Source organism: Planomonospora sp. ID67723 (genome assembly GCF_015711605.1).
Lineage (GTDB): Bacteria > Actinomycetota > Actinomycetes > Streptosporangiales > Streptosporangiaceae > Planomonospora_A.
In genome coordinates, this window is sequence record NZ_JABTEZ010000006.1 from 419609 (window position 1) to 434949 (window position 15341).

The following is a 15341-nucleotide window of genomic DNA, read 5'->3' on the forward strand; positions in this document are numbered from 1 at the left end:
GGGCCCTGACGGGATCCGAGCGGCGGACCGTCCGCCTCCTCGGGGAACGGGGAGGAGGGGGGACGGCGGCGGTCGCGAAGTGTGATCGCTTTTCGGGGTATGTGGGAGAGATGCACGATGAGAGGCTGACTCCGGGTGATCCGGCAGCGGATCCGGTCCATGCCCCGCCGGCGACGGCGACGCGGTCTTCCGGGGGACGCCCACGCTCCTGGCCGGCACCCCCGTCCGGATCCGGGTCAAGGCCTCGCGCGGCGAGTACGGCCGAGGGAAATCAAGCGAACCACGGGAGGACTCCGATGACGTTCCACGTCGACTCCGAGGTCGGCACGCTGCGCCAGGTCATCCTGCACAAGCCCGAGCTGTCGCTGAAGCGGCTGACCCCCTCCAACAAGGACGAGCTGCTCTTCGACGACGTTCTGTGGGTGCAGCGCGCGGTGGAGGAGCACGAGGAGTGGCAGCAGGTCCTGCGCGACCGCGGCGTCACCGTCCACATGCTGTCGGACCTCATCCGGACCACGATCGACATCCCCGAAGCGCGCAAGCACATCCTCGACGGCAGCGTCGACGAGCGTTACCTCGGGCCGATGGCCACCGACGCCATCCGCAACACCCTGGACGGCCTGGACACCGTCATGCTGGCGCGGTTCCTCACCGGCGGCATCACCAAGCGGGAGATCATGGAGCTGGGGTGCGAGCCGGAGAGCGTCGTCTTCCACGCGATGACGGCCGACGACTTCGTGCTGCCTCCGCTGCCCAACCACCTGTTCACCCGTGACACCTCCTGCTGGATCTACGGCGGCGTCTCGATCAACGCGATGAAGAAGAAGGCCCGCAAGCGCGAGACCGTCAACTACGAGGCCGTCTACCGCTACCACCCGATGTTCGCCTCCGGCTACGACCGCCCGGACACCGAGGGCGGCTACCACGTCTGGATGCCGGGTACGGCCGCCGCCCCGGCCACCATCGAGGGCGGGGACGTCCTGGTCATCGGGCGGGGCGCCGTCCTGGTCGGGATGAGCGAGCGCACCCAGCCCCAGGCCGTGGAGATGCTGGCGTGCCGGTTGTTCTCCCAGGGTGCGGCCAGGAAGATCGTCGCGCTGAACATGCCGAAGGCGCGGGCGTTCATGCACCTGGACACGGTCATGACGCAGGTGGACGCGGACGTCTTCACCAAGTTCGCCGGTCTGGGCATGCTGCCCTCCTACACGATCGAACCGGGTGACAACGAGAAGGAACTCAAGATCACCGATCACGCTCCGGAGGACATGCACAAGGCCATCGCGCGAGCCCTGGACCTGGACGACATCAGGGTGCTGACCGCCACCCAGGACGTCTACTCCGCCGAGCGCGAGCAGTGGGACGACGGCTGCAACGTGCTGGCCGTCGAGCCCGGGGTGGTGGTGGCCTACGAGCGCAACACCACCACCAACAACCACCTGCGCGCCAACGGGGTGGAGGTCATCACCATCCGCGGCAGCGAGCTCGGCCGGGGCAGGGGCGGTCCGCGCTGCATGAGCTGCCCGATCGAGCGCGACGGCATCTGACCCCGCACCGCCACGGAGCACACGAGATGGCATTCGACCTGCGCAACCGCAGCTTCCTCAAGGAACTCGACTTCACCCCGGAGGAGTTCCGTCACCTGATCAGGCTCGCCGCCGACCTCAAGGCCGCCAAGTACGCCGGCACCGAGCAGCAGCGGCTGAAGGGCAGGAACATCGCCCTGATCTTCGAGAAGACCTCCACCCGAACCCGCTGCGCCTTCGAGGTCGGCGCCTTCGACCAGGGCGCCCACGTCACCTGTCTCGACCCGTCCGGCTCGCAGATGGGCCACAAGGAGTCGGTCAAGGACACCGCCCGGGTGCTGGGGCGGATGTACGACGGCATCGAGTTCCGCGGCCACCGGCAGGCCCACGTCGAGGAACTGGCCGCCCACTCCGGCGTGCCGGTCTGGAACGGCCTGACCGACGAGTGGCACCCCACCCAGATGCTCGCCGACATGCTCACCATGACCGAGCACAGCGACAAGCCCCTGCACCAGATCTCCTACGCCTACCTCGGCGACGCCCGCAACAACATGGGCAACTCGCTGCTGGTCACCGGCGCGATGCTCGGCATGGACGTGCGGCTGGTGGCGCCCCGCTCGCTGTGGCCCGACGAGGTCGCCGTCGTCGAACCCGCCCGGGAACTGGCCGAGACCACCGGCGCACGCATCACCATCACCGAGGACGTCGCCGAGGGCGTGCGCGACGTCGACTTCCTCTACACCGACGTGTGGGTCTCCATGGGAGAGCCCGAGGAGGTGTGGGAGGAGCGCATCGAGCTGCTGATGCCGTACCAGGTCAACGCCGCGCTGGTGGAGGCGACCGGCAACCCGGCGGTGAAGTTCATGCACTGCCTGCCGGCCTTCCACAACCGCCAGACCGCCGTCGGCCGGGACCTGTTCGCCAGGACCGGCCACGAGGCGCTGGAGGTGACCGAGGAGGTCTTCGAATCGTCCCGGTCCATCGTCTTCGACCAGGCCGAGAACCGTCTGCACACGATCAAGGCCGTCATGGTCGCCACCCTGGGGGACTGAACGATCGGAGGAGTCGGGTGGTAGGGCGCCTGGGACCCGGGCCCGAACCTACGGATTGAAATCGATGAAACTTGAAATATCGGCGACAATGGCCGCGACGATGGGGGCCGGCCACGCGTCGAGATAGAAATGCCCGCCGGAGAACACACGGAGGGCGCGCGGGGCCGACGAGTGGCCCAGCCAGCCTCCGGCCTCGGCGGGGGTGACCGCCGGGTCGGCGGCGCCGACCATCACGCTGATCGGATAGCCCGCCGGCGGTCCCGGCACATGTTCGTAGGCATCGATCGCCCGGTAGTCCGCACGGAGCGCGGACAGGATGATCTGCCGCATCTGGGGATCGGCCAGCAAGCGGGCGTCGGTGCCGGCCAGCTCCTCCAGGTGGGCGAGGAGTTCGTCGTCCCGATCGGGCAAGACCGTCTCCGGCCGGGACGACGGCGCCGGCCGACCGGAGACGATCAGCCCGGCCGGGTCCCGGTCCAGCCGCCTGGCCACCTCGGAGGCGACCAGCGCGCCCATGCTGTGCCCGAACAGGACCAGCGGGACGTCGCGCCATGGGAGCAGCCGCTCGGCGATCCGCTCGGCCAGTTCCTCGACCCGGTCGACCGGGCGTTCGGCCAGCCGGTCCTGGCGGCCGGGATACTGCACGCCCAGCACGTCCACCGCCGACGGCACGGCGGCGGCCAGGCCGTGGAAGTAGCCGGCCGCGCCCCCGGCGTGCGGGAAGCAGACCAGCCGGACACGGGCCTCGTCGCCCATGCCGAAGCGCCTGATCCACCGGTCTCCGTTTCTCACGTGGCCGGTGGCCGGGACTTGACGGTGAGGGCGACCAGGATCGCGCCGGCCGCGAAGACCAGTCCGACGCCGAACGCCCGGCTCAGCCCGTCGGCCATGACCTGGTTCGCCGGACCGGTGGCGGCCCGGGTGCCGGCCTCGAACACCGTCACGAGGATCGCCAGCCCGAGGGAGGCGCCCACGTTCTGCAGGACCTGCAGCGTGCCCGAGGTCGCGCCCGAGTCCGCGGCGGGCACGCTCGTCATGATGGCGATGTTCAGCGCCAGGAACGCGGCGCCCGAGCCCGTGCCGATCAACGCCATCGGCACCGCGAGATCGGGGAAGTACTGGCTGGCGGTTGAGATCCGGGTGAGCCAGGCTGTGCCGCCGGCCACCAGCAGGGTGCCCGCCAGGGTGACGGGCCTGGCGCCCAGCCGCACCGAGAGCCAGGGGGTCACGGTGGAGACCGCGATGAACCCGACCGCGAACGGCAGGAAGGCGAAGCCCGTGCGGATCGGGCTGAATCCCAGCGCAGTCTGCAGGAACTGCGTGAGGAAGAAGAACATGCTGCCCATGGTCGCCGGGATGAGCAGCATGCCCAGGAAGCCCGCGGCCCGGCCGCGGTCGGCGAACAGCCGCAACGGCATGATCGGCTGGCTCGCCCTGGTCTCGACGATCAGGAACAGCCCCAGCATGAGCACGGCCCCCGTGAAGGCGGCCAGGGTCAGGGGATCGGTCCACCCGCTGCCCGAGGTGCGGATGACCGCGTAGACGAGTGACGCCACGCCCAGCGTCGAGGTGAGCGCGCCGGTCACGTCGAGCCGGCCGGGCAGGCGCGTGGAGTCCAGAACGAACCGCGGCGTCAGCACGGCCGTGACCAGGCCCAGTGGGACGTTGATGAACAGCACCCACCGCCAGGACAGCAGGTCGGTCAGAACACCGCCGACGATCAGGCCGATGGCGATGCCCGACCCGGACAGCGCGGAGAACACGCTGAGCGCGCGGTTGCGCTCGGGGCCCTCTCGGAAACCGGTCATGATGAGAGCCAGCACGCTGGGCGCGGCGAACGCCGCCCCCACCGCCTGCGCCACGCGGGCCGCGATCAGCCAGGGCGCCGAGGGGGCCAGCCCGGCCAGCAGCGAGGCGACCGCGAACACCAGGACGCCGGCCGCGAACACTCGCCGACGGCCGAAGGCGTCCCCCGCCCGGCCGCCGAGCAGCAGGAGCCCGCCGAAGACCAGGGCGTAGGCGCTGGGCACCCACGACAGGCCGTTCGCGGACATGCCGAGATCTCTGCCGATGTCGGGCAGGGCGATGGTGACGAACATCGCGTCGAGGACGAACATGAGCTGGGCGGTCAGGATGAGGGCGAGCGCGACGCCGGGGCGGTGGCGTCGCGTGTCGCTTCGCGCAGCGCCGAGGGGTCGCGCGGGGGCGATGTGTTCTGTCATGGGGGAGCTCCTCAGGTGGCGGCCCGCCGCGGGGGCGGGCCGCGCAGCCGTACGAGATGGAGGGGTGGGAGCTACGCGACCGGTCGGCGCGCGACCGCGACGGCGTAACCGGTCTCGGCCATCGAGCCGAACCGCAGCGCGGACTCGGCCATCAGCTCGGTGCGCTCGGTGGGCAGGCCCACGCTACGCTCCAGCTCGTCGGCGCTCTCCCGGAAGCCCTTGGCCACGGCGGCCATCGTCTTGTCGAAGACGTGCCGGCCGATCTCCAGCAGCTCGACGACTTCCAGGCCAGCTTGCTCGATGAGCCCGGGCAGGCTGTCGAAGGCCGGGTAGGAGGCGTTGAACGTCCGGTAGTAGTTGTCGAGGAACGCGCGCTTGTCCCCGGTGGTGGGCACGAGCTCCACGCAGATGGTGAACACCAGGCGCCCGCCGGGGCGCAGCGCCTTGGCGATCTCGCGCAGCGCGTGCGCGCGGTCGGGCACGTGCGGGAGCGACTCGATGGCCCAGGCGGCGTCGAACGACGCGCCGGGGTAGTCCTCCAGGTCCATCGCGTCCCCGTGCCGCACGGTGATGGAGTCTTCCAACCCCTCCTCGCGGACGCGGGCGATCGCCTGCTCGACCTGGTGCTTGCCCAGGTCCATCGCCTCGACCCGCACCTGCCGGGTCCTGACCAGGCGGACGGCGGGCCGCCCGGTGCCGCAGCCGACATCGAGGACCCGCTGTCCCGGGGTGACGTCGAGCTTGGAGATGAGCAGGTCGGTCAGCCGGTCGGTGGCGTTCTGCATCGAGTCGTCACCGTCGGCGCCCTCCCAGTAGCCGACGTGCAGGTTGTCGCCCAGGATGACTTGGGAGATGTCGGTGAGCTGTTCGTACTGCTTGATCAGGGCGTCGTAGTCCTGCGCGGTCATGAGGTGCTCCTGTGTTGTCGGGGGGTTCACACGGCCTCGTAGAACGAGATGTGTGCTCGGCTCTCAGCCAGGTAGGGGATGGTGCGTGCCCAGTTGCCCCAGCGTTCGCGTAGGCGCATTCCCGCCTTCTCCGCCATGAGGTCGAACTCGGCGGGGGAGGTGAGGCGCAGGGTGACGGGGTTGAGCCGGGTCCGGTCGTTCCGGAGGATCACGTGCTGGGCGCGGTAGAGCTGTCGGACGGAGTCGTACTCGGAGGCGATGAGGTGCAGCTCGTCGGTGGTCATGTGGGCCACCTGGAGCCCGCCGCCGGTGAAGGCGGCCGGGTTGGCCTCCTCCATGACGAAGACGCCGCCGGGTTCGAGCCGCTCGCGGACCTTGACCAGGCAGCGCATCTGGTCGGCCGGATCGGAAAGTTGCAGCAGGGAGTTCACCACGAACACGACGGAGAAGGCCCCGTCCACGGGCAGCTCGGTGAAATCCCCCTCGACCGCCTCGACCAGGCCGTCGGGGTCCTTCTCGCGCAGCTTGGCGAGCATCGCGGGGGAGACGTCGACGCCGGTCACCTTGAGACCGGCCCTGGCCAGCGGCAGGGCGATCCGGCCGGTGCCCACGCCGAGCTCCAGTACCGCGCCACCCCCGGCGCATTCCGCCACGGCGTCGACGGTCTCCCTGGGCTCCCAGGCGCTGTGCATCCAGTCGTCGTAGATGTCGGCGATGCGCTCGCCGTACGTCGCCTTCTCGTAGTCGTGCACGATGGGTTCCCCGGTCATCCGCGCCGACGGGCCACGGCGATGATGTGCGTGCCCCCGTCGACGGCGCCGGGGGCACGGCAGGCCTCCAGCTCCCAGCGGACGAACGCCTCCATCACCTCGGGGTCCTCCAGGAGTTCCGCCCGCAGTTCGGGAGAGTCCGCGGACAGGAAGTTCGAAGCCGAGGCCGTCACGATCTCGAGGCCGGCGTCCTCCAAGGCGCCGCGCAGCTCGTCCCAGGTGAAGAAGTGGGTGGTCAGCAGCTCCATCTCGGCGTTGATCCCGACGATGTCGCCGCTGGCCACCGCGTCGTCGATGGCCTGAAGCTGCCCGGCGGCGGCCATCTGCAGGATCGGCCCCAGCCCCGCGCGCAGGTAACCGTAGCGCGAGGTGACGCTGACGATGACGACCCCGCCCGGCTTGGTCACCCTGGCCAGCTCGGCCAGGGCGTCGGGGACGCGGTCGAGCACGCAGCTCAGCACGCTGCCGACGCAGACGACCGCGTCGTAGGCGGCCGTCTCAAACTGGGAGAGGTCGACGATGTCGGCCTGGTGCCAGCCGGTGACCCGGTCGGTGAGCCCGGCCTCCGCCACCTTCTCGCGGTTGATGCCGAGCTGCACGTCGGACAGGTCGCAGACCGTCACCTCGGCGCCGGCCTTGCCCAGCTCGATGGTGAACCTGCCGGGGCCCGCGCCGGCCTCCAGCACCTTGTCCCCGGGCCGGACGTGCTCGGCGAGCAGGGTCCGGTGGATCCGGTAGTTGATGCGGTTCTCCAGCGAGCTCTCCAGCCGCTCCCACTCGTTGGAACCCCAGGAGTTGTAGAAGGACTTGGTGGTGCTGGAGTCGTACGTTGCGGTCATATCGGTGCTCCTCGCTCAGCGACGGTTGATGGCGTGGTAGACGAACTCGCGGTTGCCGATTCTGATTTGAGTGCTCGACTGCATGGCGAACGCCTGGCCAGGCGTCAGCCGGATCCAGTTGGTGCTGTCCGACTCGCGGAGGAAGGTGCCGACGCCCTGGCCGCGATCGGTGATCAGCACGTCCCACTGGTCGAGAGCCACGTCCGCGTGGGCCTCCCCGACGGTCAGGTCGCCGTCGGTGACCAGGCCTCTGGCGCGGCCGTCGCGCACCTTCTCGTCGGACTGCGGCGCCCGGCCCACGACGTAGTCGGCGTCGAGCGCGTACGCGGTCCCGTCGTCGGAGACCAGGTATCCCAGGACCGGGCGGGGAGCCTGGAACGGTTCCCTGGTGAGGCCGTGCATGGCGGTCCCGCAGGAGCCGCAGTAACGCGCGTCCGGCCGGTTGAAGTGTCCCTGCTGGCAGTTGACGCCCCAGACCAGGGGGGCCTGGGCGGGGTCGGGGGAGATGCCTGTCCTGGGCGCCGCCGCGGTGTTCCCGGGCATCATGGTCGCCGGCTGCGTGGTCTCGGAGCGCAGCAGCCTGCGGCGGGCGAACCCCAGGAACTTCAGGCAGAAGAGCCCGAGCCCCAGCAGGATGCTCGTCGTGGCCAGATGGACGACCAGCGTCGGCTGGCTGACCACGAAGGCGTCGAGCACCAGTGCCTGCACGCCGTAGGCCAGAAGTCCCTCCGGTACGGCCTGCAGCAAAAACAGGGCGGCGGGCCAGTCCTTCTCCCGCCGCGAGCGCTGAGCGAGGGTGTAGATCGGGTCCCACAGCACGATCCCGAGCACCACCAGCAGTCCCAGCGAGATGGTCACCATGGTGTAGATCTCGCTCAGCGGGGCGAACCCGCCGGGCAGCAAGGGCGCGACGGCGGCCGTCCATGCGGCTCCGACGGTGGCCGACACCAGCAGGCGGGACAGCAGCCGGGACAGGTAGGTGGGTCGGGGGTGCCCGGTCGTCACCGTCTCCTGGGAGGCGGCAGGGCCGGGGAGAGCTGTCGGAAGAGCCGTCGGGAGGGTCTGCGAAATCTGCGGCGACGGGGTGATGTACGGCTGCCGCGTTCGGCTCGGCGTCGGGAGGACGGGCCGGGGCTGCTCCCTGGTCATCTGCCGGGGCTGCTCCCTGGTCATCTCCTCGAGGGGGGTGGGAGCGAGCATCGCCGTGTCCATCATGTCCGGTTGCTGTGCCATGTCTGATGGGGCCATGTCGAGCCGCTTGAGGACGAATCCGTTGCCCGGTACGGCGCCGCCCCGGAAGTCGAGAGAGGCCCAGGTCCGTTCGGTCGCCGAACCTTCGGTGTAGCGGACCGACAGCGATCCTGCGGCGCCTGGCACCTCGTACTTGAGCAGCGGCCGCTCGCCCGGCCCCCAGGCGCGGAAGTCGACGTTGGGCCCGTCCGCGACGACCTCGACCGGGCCGTGCAGGTACAGCGACATGCGCTGGTCGGTCTCGACCAGTGCGGCGAAGGCGGCGATGGCGTCGGAGCCGTCCGCGGTGAGCAGTTCCTCCAGCCGGTCGCCCAGATCCTCCACCGGTCCCGCCGGGCCGTCGAAGAGGCTGATGAGCTTGTCGGGCTCGGCCGCGTCGTCCTCGCTCACCAGCAGGAACACCGCCGAGGGGAAGCGCCCGATGATGCCTTCGCCCGGCTGTACGGACAGTTTGTACTCGTCGATTCTCAAATCAATCTCCCGCCACGGAAGCGCCAACGGATGAAGGGGACACGTAGGGGGCCGTGAAGACAGGCGAACACCACGAACCAGGTGGTCGCGAAGTGGATGACGAACGGCAGCACGTCGACGGGGATGCCGACGACGTTCCGCAGCACCACGTAGACGAGCCAGCCCTCCGGGAGTCCCTGAAGGAGGATCAGAACGGCCGGCCAGTCCTTCTCCCAGCGGAACTGCTGGAGGAGGTGGTACAGCGGCTCCCACAGGAAGGTGCCGAGTACCCCGACGAGGGCCAGCGCGGTCAGGGTCGCCATGTACGTCCGGCTCAGCGGGGCGAACCCCACCGGCAGAACCAGCGTGATCAGCAGCGTCCACACCAGCCCGACGGTGCAGAGCAGGAAGATCCGCGACTGTATGCGGCCTGCGAGTGTAGGGGTCACGGCGCCACGTTCCTCATCCACTTCCACCACTGGGCGACCGACCTGATCGGGCCGATCGGGCGACAGAACCCTTGCCGGGCGAGGTCGTCGCAGATGGTCAGGGCCGCGTACTGCAACCCGAGGAGTGAGTCCACGGGGGCGTAGTAGGAACCCTCGGTCGTGACGCCGGCGGCGTAGAGCCGGCCGCCGCCGTTGCGGGCGCCGGTCACCTCGAAGGTGCGCGACACCTGCAGTTTCCCGAGGCCGTTGCGCTCGGCGCCGGAGTGGTCGAGCAGGTCGGCCAGGACGCGGTGCTCCTTGATATCGCCCACCAGGCCGGTCGCGTCGATGATGAAGTTGACGTCGAGCCTGGTGGCCCCGCCCGAGCCGTTCTGCCAGACGAAGGCGGTCAGGCTCCCGTCCGGACCGGGTTCGACATGGTCGATCTGGCCGGCCATGGTGTGGTAGGAGCCTTCGGCCCTTCCCCTGCGGAGCTGCTTCTGCCAGCCCTTGCGGTACGGCGTGGTGGACCCCTTGAGGGTCTTCCACAGCTGCAGCCGCTCCTCGTCGTCGAGTTTCTCCATGCGGACCTTGAGCTGCCCGCCCCAGCTCGACTTGGGCCAGTTGAACCCCTGGTACGCCCACCCGTCGCCGCCCCGCCGCCGCATGAAGATCGACGGGCCGTGGGATGAGTCGACGTGGGTACGCAGCAGGTGCACGATCCGGGTCTGCGCGCCGAGCCGCTCGCGATCGTTGAGCAGGCGGTGCAGGATCGCCGACGCGGTGATGCCGCCGCCGCGCACGAGGACCGTGCCCGGCTGCTTCACGAGGTCGTCGTACACGTGTTCGTGCGGCTCGTAGGAGTTGACGAAGCGGTAGGCATCGCCGTACTTCTGCCGGTAGGACTGCAGGTCGGGCAGGAAGCGCACGCTCGGGTAGCCGACGGCCAGGTGGACGAAGGAACTGCGGTAGGCGACCCTGCGGACGCCGCCCTCGGTCACGGTCAGGATGGAGAAGTAGCCGCCGTCGGCCCGCCTGCGGACCATCCGCGCCTGCCCCTTGGCGATCGTCTGCCAGTAGCCGATGCGGTCGGCCTCACGGTTGAGGCTCTCGAACACCTGCCCCGCCAGCGGGGTCCAGTAGTCGGTGAGCAGGTTCTCGGTGAAGACGTTCCAGAAGGGGGCGATGAACCCGTCGAGGGAGCGGGCGGAGAAGGCGGCCCGTACCGCGTAGCTGGGGAAACCCCAGATGTTGTCCGGGCAGGAGGCGGAGTCGGAGCGGATCCGGTACCCGGGCGGGAGTTGGGCGACCCCGGTCAGGTACTCGTAGTTCTCCCACGGGTAGTCGAGGGTCGTCAGGACCTTGACGGACTCCAGCGGGAAGCCGGATATCCGCAGCAGGTCCACCATCGCGAAGGACCCCATGCCGCCGCCGATGCTCACGAAGGGGGCGTCGACGATGGGGATGCCGGCCCGGGTGAGCTGCTCCTCCGTCCACACCGGCGACGACAGCAGCTCGGGGGAGAGGTCGCCGGCATCGCGGTCCGTCGCCGACTCCGCCCGCTCGGCCGGGGATAATTTGTTACGCACGGGCGACAATCGCCACCTCCACTCTTCCGGTGCCATTTTTCGGCGCCAGTTTAAGCGCAAGAATAATGCCTTGCATAGCCTTCGAATTGAATTCAAGGATTTTGTACGGCCTGCACATCTGTAATGATAAAGAAGGGTTGCCAAATTGAACTCGATGGCTGACGGTGGTTTTCTGTCTCCCGACTACCTGGTCAAAGGAGAGCTGTACCGATCAGCGACAAGCGCCGTCTACCTGGCAGAAGACGTGCATCTGGGTCGGAGGGTGGCCGTGAAGGCACTGCTTCCGGCCTATTCGGAGGACGATATGTTTCGCGAGCGGTTTCTCCGTGAATGGCGCACGACGGCGGCTCTCCGCCACCCTCACATCATTACGGTCCATCGTCTTGGCGAGGCGGGCGGATCGCTTTATGCGGTCATGCCCTATATTCACGGTGGAGATCTGTGGTCCTTGCTCAGGTCGCGCGGCCCGCTCCGGCTGCAGCAGGCCGCGTCGGTGATCACGCAGACGGGTGAGGCGCTGGAGCACCTCCACGCCCGGGGACTGGTCCACCGGGACGTCAAGCCGGAGAACATCCTGGTCGACACGCGTGCGGACCGTTACTGCCACCTCTGCGACTTCGGCATCGCCACGAGCGAGGCCGCCGCGCGGAGGCCGGGAGCCGGCCTGTCCGGTTTCTTCGTCGGATCACTGGGTTACATGGCGCCCGAGCAGACGGCCGCGCAGGCGGTGGACCGCCGGGCCGACGTCTACGCCCTCGGGTGCGTGCTCTATGCGTGTCTGACTGCGGCGGCTCCCTTCCGTGAGGGCGCGCGGCGGCTTTCCCTCACCGCGTTGCGCCCGGACCTCCCGCCGGAGGTGGACCGGATCGTCGCCAGGGCGACGGCGGCCGATCCCGATGACCGTTACCGGGGCTGCGGCGAGCTCGCCGCAGCCCTGCGGCGCGTCGCTACTCCCTGACCTTCCGCTGGTCGTCCTGCATCGCCGGGGGATTCCTGCGCATCACCCCCGGCAGGGTCAGGGCGACCAGCACGGTCGCCACCATGCCGCCGGCACCCGCGACGATGAGGGTCGTCGGCGCCGAGGTGGCGTCGAGCAGGAAGCCGCCGCCGATGTAGGACAACGCGGCGGCCACGCCGACGGCTCCGTAGAAGTTGCCGAACACCCGGCCGAGCATCTGCGGCGGGACCATGCGCTGCACCAGCGTGTTGGTGGCCACGTCCATCGCCGCGATGCCGAACCCCCGGATGAACTGGGTGGTGAACGCCGCGGCGACCGCCCAGGCCACACCGGTCAGGAGGTTGCCCAGGCTGCTCACCGCGAAGCCGGCGACCAGCAGGGTCACCAGCGGAACGCGGGCGCTGTAGCGGGCCATCAGCGCGTACCCGAGGAGCAGTCCGATGCCGACCGCGCTCAGCAGCAGGCCGACCGCCGAGTCCCCGGCCGCGAAGGTCACCTTGGCCAGCAGCACCAGGGCGACGTCGTCGACGCCGTTGAACGCGACGATGGCGCAGAAGCCCAGGGCGATGATCCGGACTGCCTTGGCCGACCAGATGTAGCCCAGGCCGGACTTGGCGTCCTGCAGGAGCGACAGCCGCTCACCGTCCTCCGCCGGCACCGGCGGGAGCGACTTGAGCGTGAGCAGGATCGCTCCCGCCAGCAGGAACGAGACCGCGTCGACCAGGAGGACGCCGCGCACCCCGATGAAGGGGAACAGCAGGCCCGCGATCAGCGGTCCTACGGCCTCGGCGGCGTTGGTGCCGAACCCCAGCGTCGAGTTGGCGGTCTCCAGATCCCTGTCCCTGACCAGGCCCGGGATCGCGGCCCGCGAGGCGGGCAGGAACACCTGCCCCGCGATCGCGCGGACCCCCACCAGAACCAGCAGCAGCGGCAGCGGAGGGAGCGAGAGCGCGATCAGCAGCAGGACCACGCCCTGGACGATCTCGCAGGTGATCATCACCCGCCGCAGGTCGAACCGGTCGCTGATCGCGCCGGTGATCGGGCCGAGCAGGGAAGGGACGAAATCCCCGACGAGCAACAGCAAGGAGACCGCGATCGCCTGCCCCGTCGTTTCGGCCACGTGCAGCATCAGCGCGACGAGGCTGAGCGTGTCGCCGCTGACGGACACGACCCGTGACGACCACAGCGACAGGAATCCCGGGTTGTCGCGCAGCAGGCGGAGTGCGCCCGCCCGCTGCTCCTCGGTTCCCGCGCTTGCATCAGAGGCTGACATGCTCTGTTCTCTCCTCGGCTTGGGGACTGCGGCCGGGGGCACGTCCCTGTCGGTCACTGAGGGTTTCCGGTGACGTGTTCGGCCGGTTCGGTGAGTCGGCGCAGGCTCAGCGGGCGCATGTCTGTCCAGTTCACGTCAATCCATTCCAGACATTCCCGCTTCGTTCCTTCTTTTCCGGCGTCATTCCATCCGGGAGGGTTCTCCTGAGCCGGAGGCCAGATCGAGTACTGGCCCTCGTGGTTGACCACGACTTTACATGGATCTTGCTCGCCGATGTGCACTGTTAACTCCGATATGTCTGAAAGCTGTTACTTCTTGTCGCTTGATCCCTGATTGAGGAGAAGTGATACGTCGTTGGAGTTGTGATTGGCGGTGGCCAGATCCAGGGAGCCGTCGCCGTCCAGGTCGAGCGCCACGATTCCGCCGCGCGGGTCCTTGCCGGTGATGGGGAACGTCGCCCCCTCGCTGAAGTGCCCGTTCCCGTCGCCGCGGAGCACGCTCACGTCGTTGGAGGCCGAATTCGCCGTCGCGAGGTCCACGATCTCGTCGCCGTTCAGATCGGCGGCGAGGAGCGCCGACGGGGCCTTGCCCGAGGTCGCGTAGCGTGAGGGCGAGGAGAACCGGCCCTCGCCCTCACCCAGGTACACCCACAGGTCGTGCTCGTCGAAACTGCCGCTGACCAGGTCGAGCACCTTGTCCCCGTTGACGTCGGCGGCGAGGAGCGCCGACGGGTCGCCACCGGTCGGCAGGCTCTCCCCGGCCTTGAAACCGCCGCTGCCGTCGCCGAGCAGAATGCCGATCTCGTCGGAGCCGAAGTTCGCCGTCAGGATGTCGGAGTCGCCGTCGTCGTCGATGTCGGCAGCCACGATCCGGATCGGGTCGAAGACCACGGGGAACTCCGTCGCCTTGCCGAGCCCGCCCTTGCCGTCGCCCAGCAGCACCGAGACGTTGTCGGTGTGGAAGTTGGTCGTGGCCACGTCGGGGTTCTTGTCCCCGTTGAGGTCGGCGACGATGATCCGGTTGGGGTCGCCGCCACCGGTCCGGTAGGCCTTCGGCGGGCGGAACCTCCCCTTGCCGTCGCCCAGCAGCACCGACACGCTGTCCGGCCCGAAGTCCGAGGTGACCACGTCGATGTTGCCGTCGCCGTTGAAGTCCCCCACTCCCAGGTCGGAGGGAACGACACCGGCGGAGAACTTCGCGCGCTTGGCCGTGCCGCCGTTGCCGCTGGTCAGCATCACCGAGATGGTGTTGGACCCGAAGTCGGCGGTGATGAGGTCGGGCTTGTTGTCCCCGTTGACGTCGGCGCTCACCAGGCCTGCCGGGCCCATGCCGGCGGTGATCGAGGCCGAGGGCCCGAACTCGGTCTCCGGCGGCAGCGATGCGCAAGCCGAGAGCAGTAGTGCGGCGACGACGCCGACGACGGGCAGTCGTGCCCGATCGAAGGCACCAGCGGTGGGGGTCATTCTTCCTCCAGTCGGTTCTGAGCACTGTGATAGAGGTCGAGCATCAGGGGGTCCTTTATCCTGCCCAGGAGATATTCGTTGCCGAATTTCCGCCTGTATTCGACGAACCAGCTCTTCTCGTCGTGCAGAAAAAGAATGTCGTGCGGCGCCATGTGGCGAATGGCGAAGCACGGCAGCGGTGCGATCGACACCCGGAATTCGGGATTGCGGACGGCGGTGTCGGGGCACCGGAGGTGGAACTGACCCAGCATGAGGCTGTTGCGCACCATCTCGTCCTTGATCTCGCCGTGGACGAGGTCGAGCACGTGCAGGCGCTCGTCTGGGACGTTGGGTACGACGATCATCAGGCTCCTCCGCCTGAGCTCGGTGCTCGACTCCGGCGCGGTGGCGGCGAAGTCGGCCATGTAGGCGCGCAGCAGGTCCGACATCGCTTGCGGGTCGGAGCCGTCGATCTCCTCATGCACCACGAAGGTCAGCGCGCCGGTCTTCAGCGACAGCGGCACGAAAGGGCAGACGGGACCGCTCCGCCCGAGCTCCCGGTGCGGTTCGGAGACGTACGAGCGCAGCCATTGCAGGACCTGCCCGGCGTGCGAGACCTCGCTTGTGCTCAACGGT

The 15341-nt window shown here is 69.0% G+C and carries 15 protein-coding genes; 3 read left to right on the forward strand and 12 right to left on the reverse strand.

Annotated features, from left to right (window positions below; all coding sequences use genetic code 11):
• The first annotated feature begins 296 nt into the window (after positions 1 to 296).
• Entirely contained in the window at positions 297 to 1544 is a 1248-nt protein-coding gene (locus HS041_RS36535; protein WP_196445444.1) for an arginine deiminase, read from the forward strand.
• A 26-nt stretch (positions 1545 to 1570) separates the two neighbouring features.
• Positions 1571 to 2575, forward strand: a complete 1005-nt coding sequence (gene argF, locus HS041_RS36540; protein WP_196445445.1) for an ornithine carbamoyltransferase — start codon at positions 1571 to 1573, stop codon at positions 2573 to 2575.
• Between the two features lie 48 nt (positions 2576 to 2623).
• On the opposite strand, the gene HS041_RS36545 is transcribed toward argF, so the two are convergent.
• The 8 genes from HS041_RS36545 to HS041_RS36580 all read right to left on the reverse strand — a co-directional run bounded on the left by HS041_RS36545 (position 2624) and on the right by HS041_RS36580 (position 11032).
• Positions 2624 to 3367, reverse strand: a complete 744-nt coding sequence (locus HS041_RS36545; protein ID WP_307845631.1) for a thioesterase II family protein — start codon at positions 3365 to 3367, stop codon at positions 2624 to 2626.
• Positions 3364 to 4797 (reverse strand): MFS transporter, encoded by a 1434-nt coding sequence (locus HS041_RS36550; protein ID WP_196445446.1) that lies wholly within the window; start codon positions 4795 to 4797, stop codon positions 3364 to 3366. The genes HS041_RS36545 and HS041_RS36550 overlap by 4 nt, the downstream gene beginning before the upstream one ends.
• 71 nt (positions 4798 to 4868) lie before the next feature.
• On the reverse strand, positions 4869 to 5705 hold the full coding sequence (locus HS041_RS36555; protein ID WP_196445447.1) for an SAM-dependent methyltransferase: 837 nt from the start codon (positions 5703 to 5705) through the stop codon (positions 4869 to 4871).
• 26 nt (positions 5706 to 5731) lie between these two features.
• On the reverse strand, positions 5732 to 6475 hold the full coding sequence (locus HS041_RS36560; RefSeq protein WP_196445448.1) for a class I SAM-dependent methyltransferase: 744 nt from the start codon (positions 6473 to 6475) through the stop codon (positions 5732 to 5734).
• Positions 6472 to 7314 (reverse strand): class I SAM-dependent methyltransferase, encoded by an 843-nt coding sequence (locus HS041_RS36565; protein ID WP_196445449.1) that lies wholly within the window; start codon positions 7312 to 7314, stop codon positions 6472 to 6474. Before HS041_RS36565 ends, HS041_RS36560 begins: the two co-directional genes overlap by 4 nt.
• 15 nt (positions 7315 to 7329) lie before the next feature.
• Positions 7330 to 9036 carry a hypothetical protein gene (locus HS041_RS36570; protein WP_196445450.1) on the reverse strand — a complete coding sequence of 569 codons (1707 nt, stop codon included), beginning with the start codon at positions 9034 to 9036 and terminating at the stop codon, positions 7330 to 7332.
• On the reverse strand, positions 9033 to 9464 hold the full coding sequence (locus HS041_RS36575) for a hypothetical protein (protein WP_196445451.1): 432 nt from the start codon (positions 9462 to 9464) through the stop codon (positions 9033 to 9035). The genes HS041_RS36570 and HS041_RS36575 overlap by 4 nt, the downstream gene beginning before the upstream one ends.
• Positions 9461 to 11032: a hypothetical protein gene (locus HS041_RS36580; protein ID WP_196445452.1), complete on the reverse strand. Its 1572-nt coding sequence runs from the start codon at positions 11030 to 11032 to the stop codon at positions 9461 to 9463. Before HS041_RS36580 ends, HS041_RS36575 begins: the two co-directional genes overlap by 4 nt.
• Before the next feature lie 154 nt (positions 11033 to 11186).
• Between HS041_RS36580 and HS041_RS36585 the strand changes: the two genes are divergently transcribed.
• On the forward strand, positions 11187 to 11990 hold the full coding sequence (locus HS041_RS36585) for a serine/threonine-protein kinase (RefSeq protein ID WP_196445453.1): 804 nt from the start codon (positions 11187 to 11189) through the stop codon (positions 11988 to 11990).
• Here the strand turns inward: HS041_RS36585 and HS041_RS36590 are convergent.
• Genes HS041_RS36590 through HS041_RS36605 form a run of 4 tightly spaced genes read right to left on the reverse strand, consistent with a single transcriptional unit; the run spans position 11980 to position 15337 of the window.
• The gene (locus tag HS041_RS36590; protein WP_196445454.1) at positions 11980 to 13263 is read right to left on the reverse strand and encodes an MFS transporter; all 1284 of its coding nucleotides are present in this window, start codon (positions 13261 to 13263) and stop codon (positions 11980 to 11982) included. The genes HS041_RS36585 and HS041_RS36590 overlap by 11 nt on opposite strands.
• Before the next feature lie 53 nt (positions 13264 to 13316).
• On the reverse strand, positions 13317 to 13544 hold the full coding sequence (locus tag HS041_RS36595) for an MbtH family protein (RefSeq protein ID WP_307845632.1): 228 nt from the start codon (positions 13542 to 13544) through the stop codon (positions 13317 to 13319).
• Between the two features lie 27 nt (positions 13545 to 13571).
• On the reverse strand, positions 13572 to 14726 hold the full coding sequence (locus HS041_RS36600) for an FG-GAP repeat domain-containing protein (protein ID WP_196445455.1): 1155 nt from the start codon (positions 14724 to 14726) through the stop codon (positions 13572 to 13574).
• Positions 14723 to 15337 carry a DUF6875 domain-containing protein gene (locus HS041_RS36605; RefSeq protein ID WP_196445456.1) on the reverse strand — a complete coding sequence of 205 codons (615 nt, stop codon included), beginning with the start codon at positions 15335 to 15337 and terminating at the stop codon, positions 14723 to 14725. The genes HS041_RS36600 and HS041_RS36605 overlap by 4 nt, the downstream gene beginning before the upstream one ends.
• Positions 15338 to 15341 lie beyond the last annotated feature (4 nt).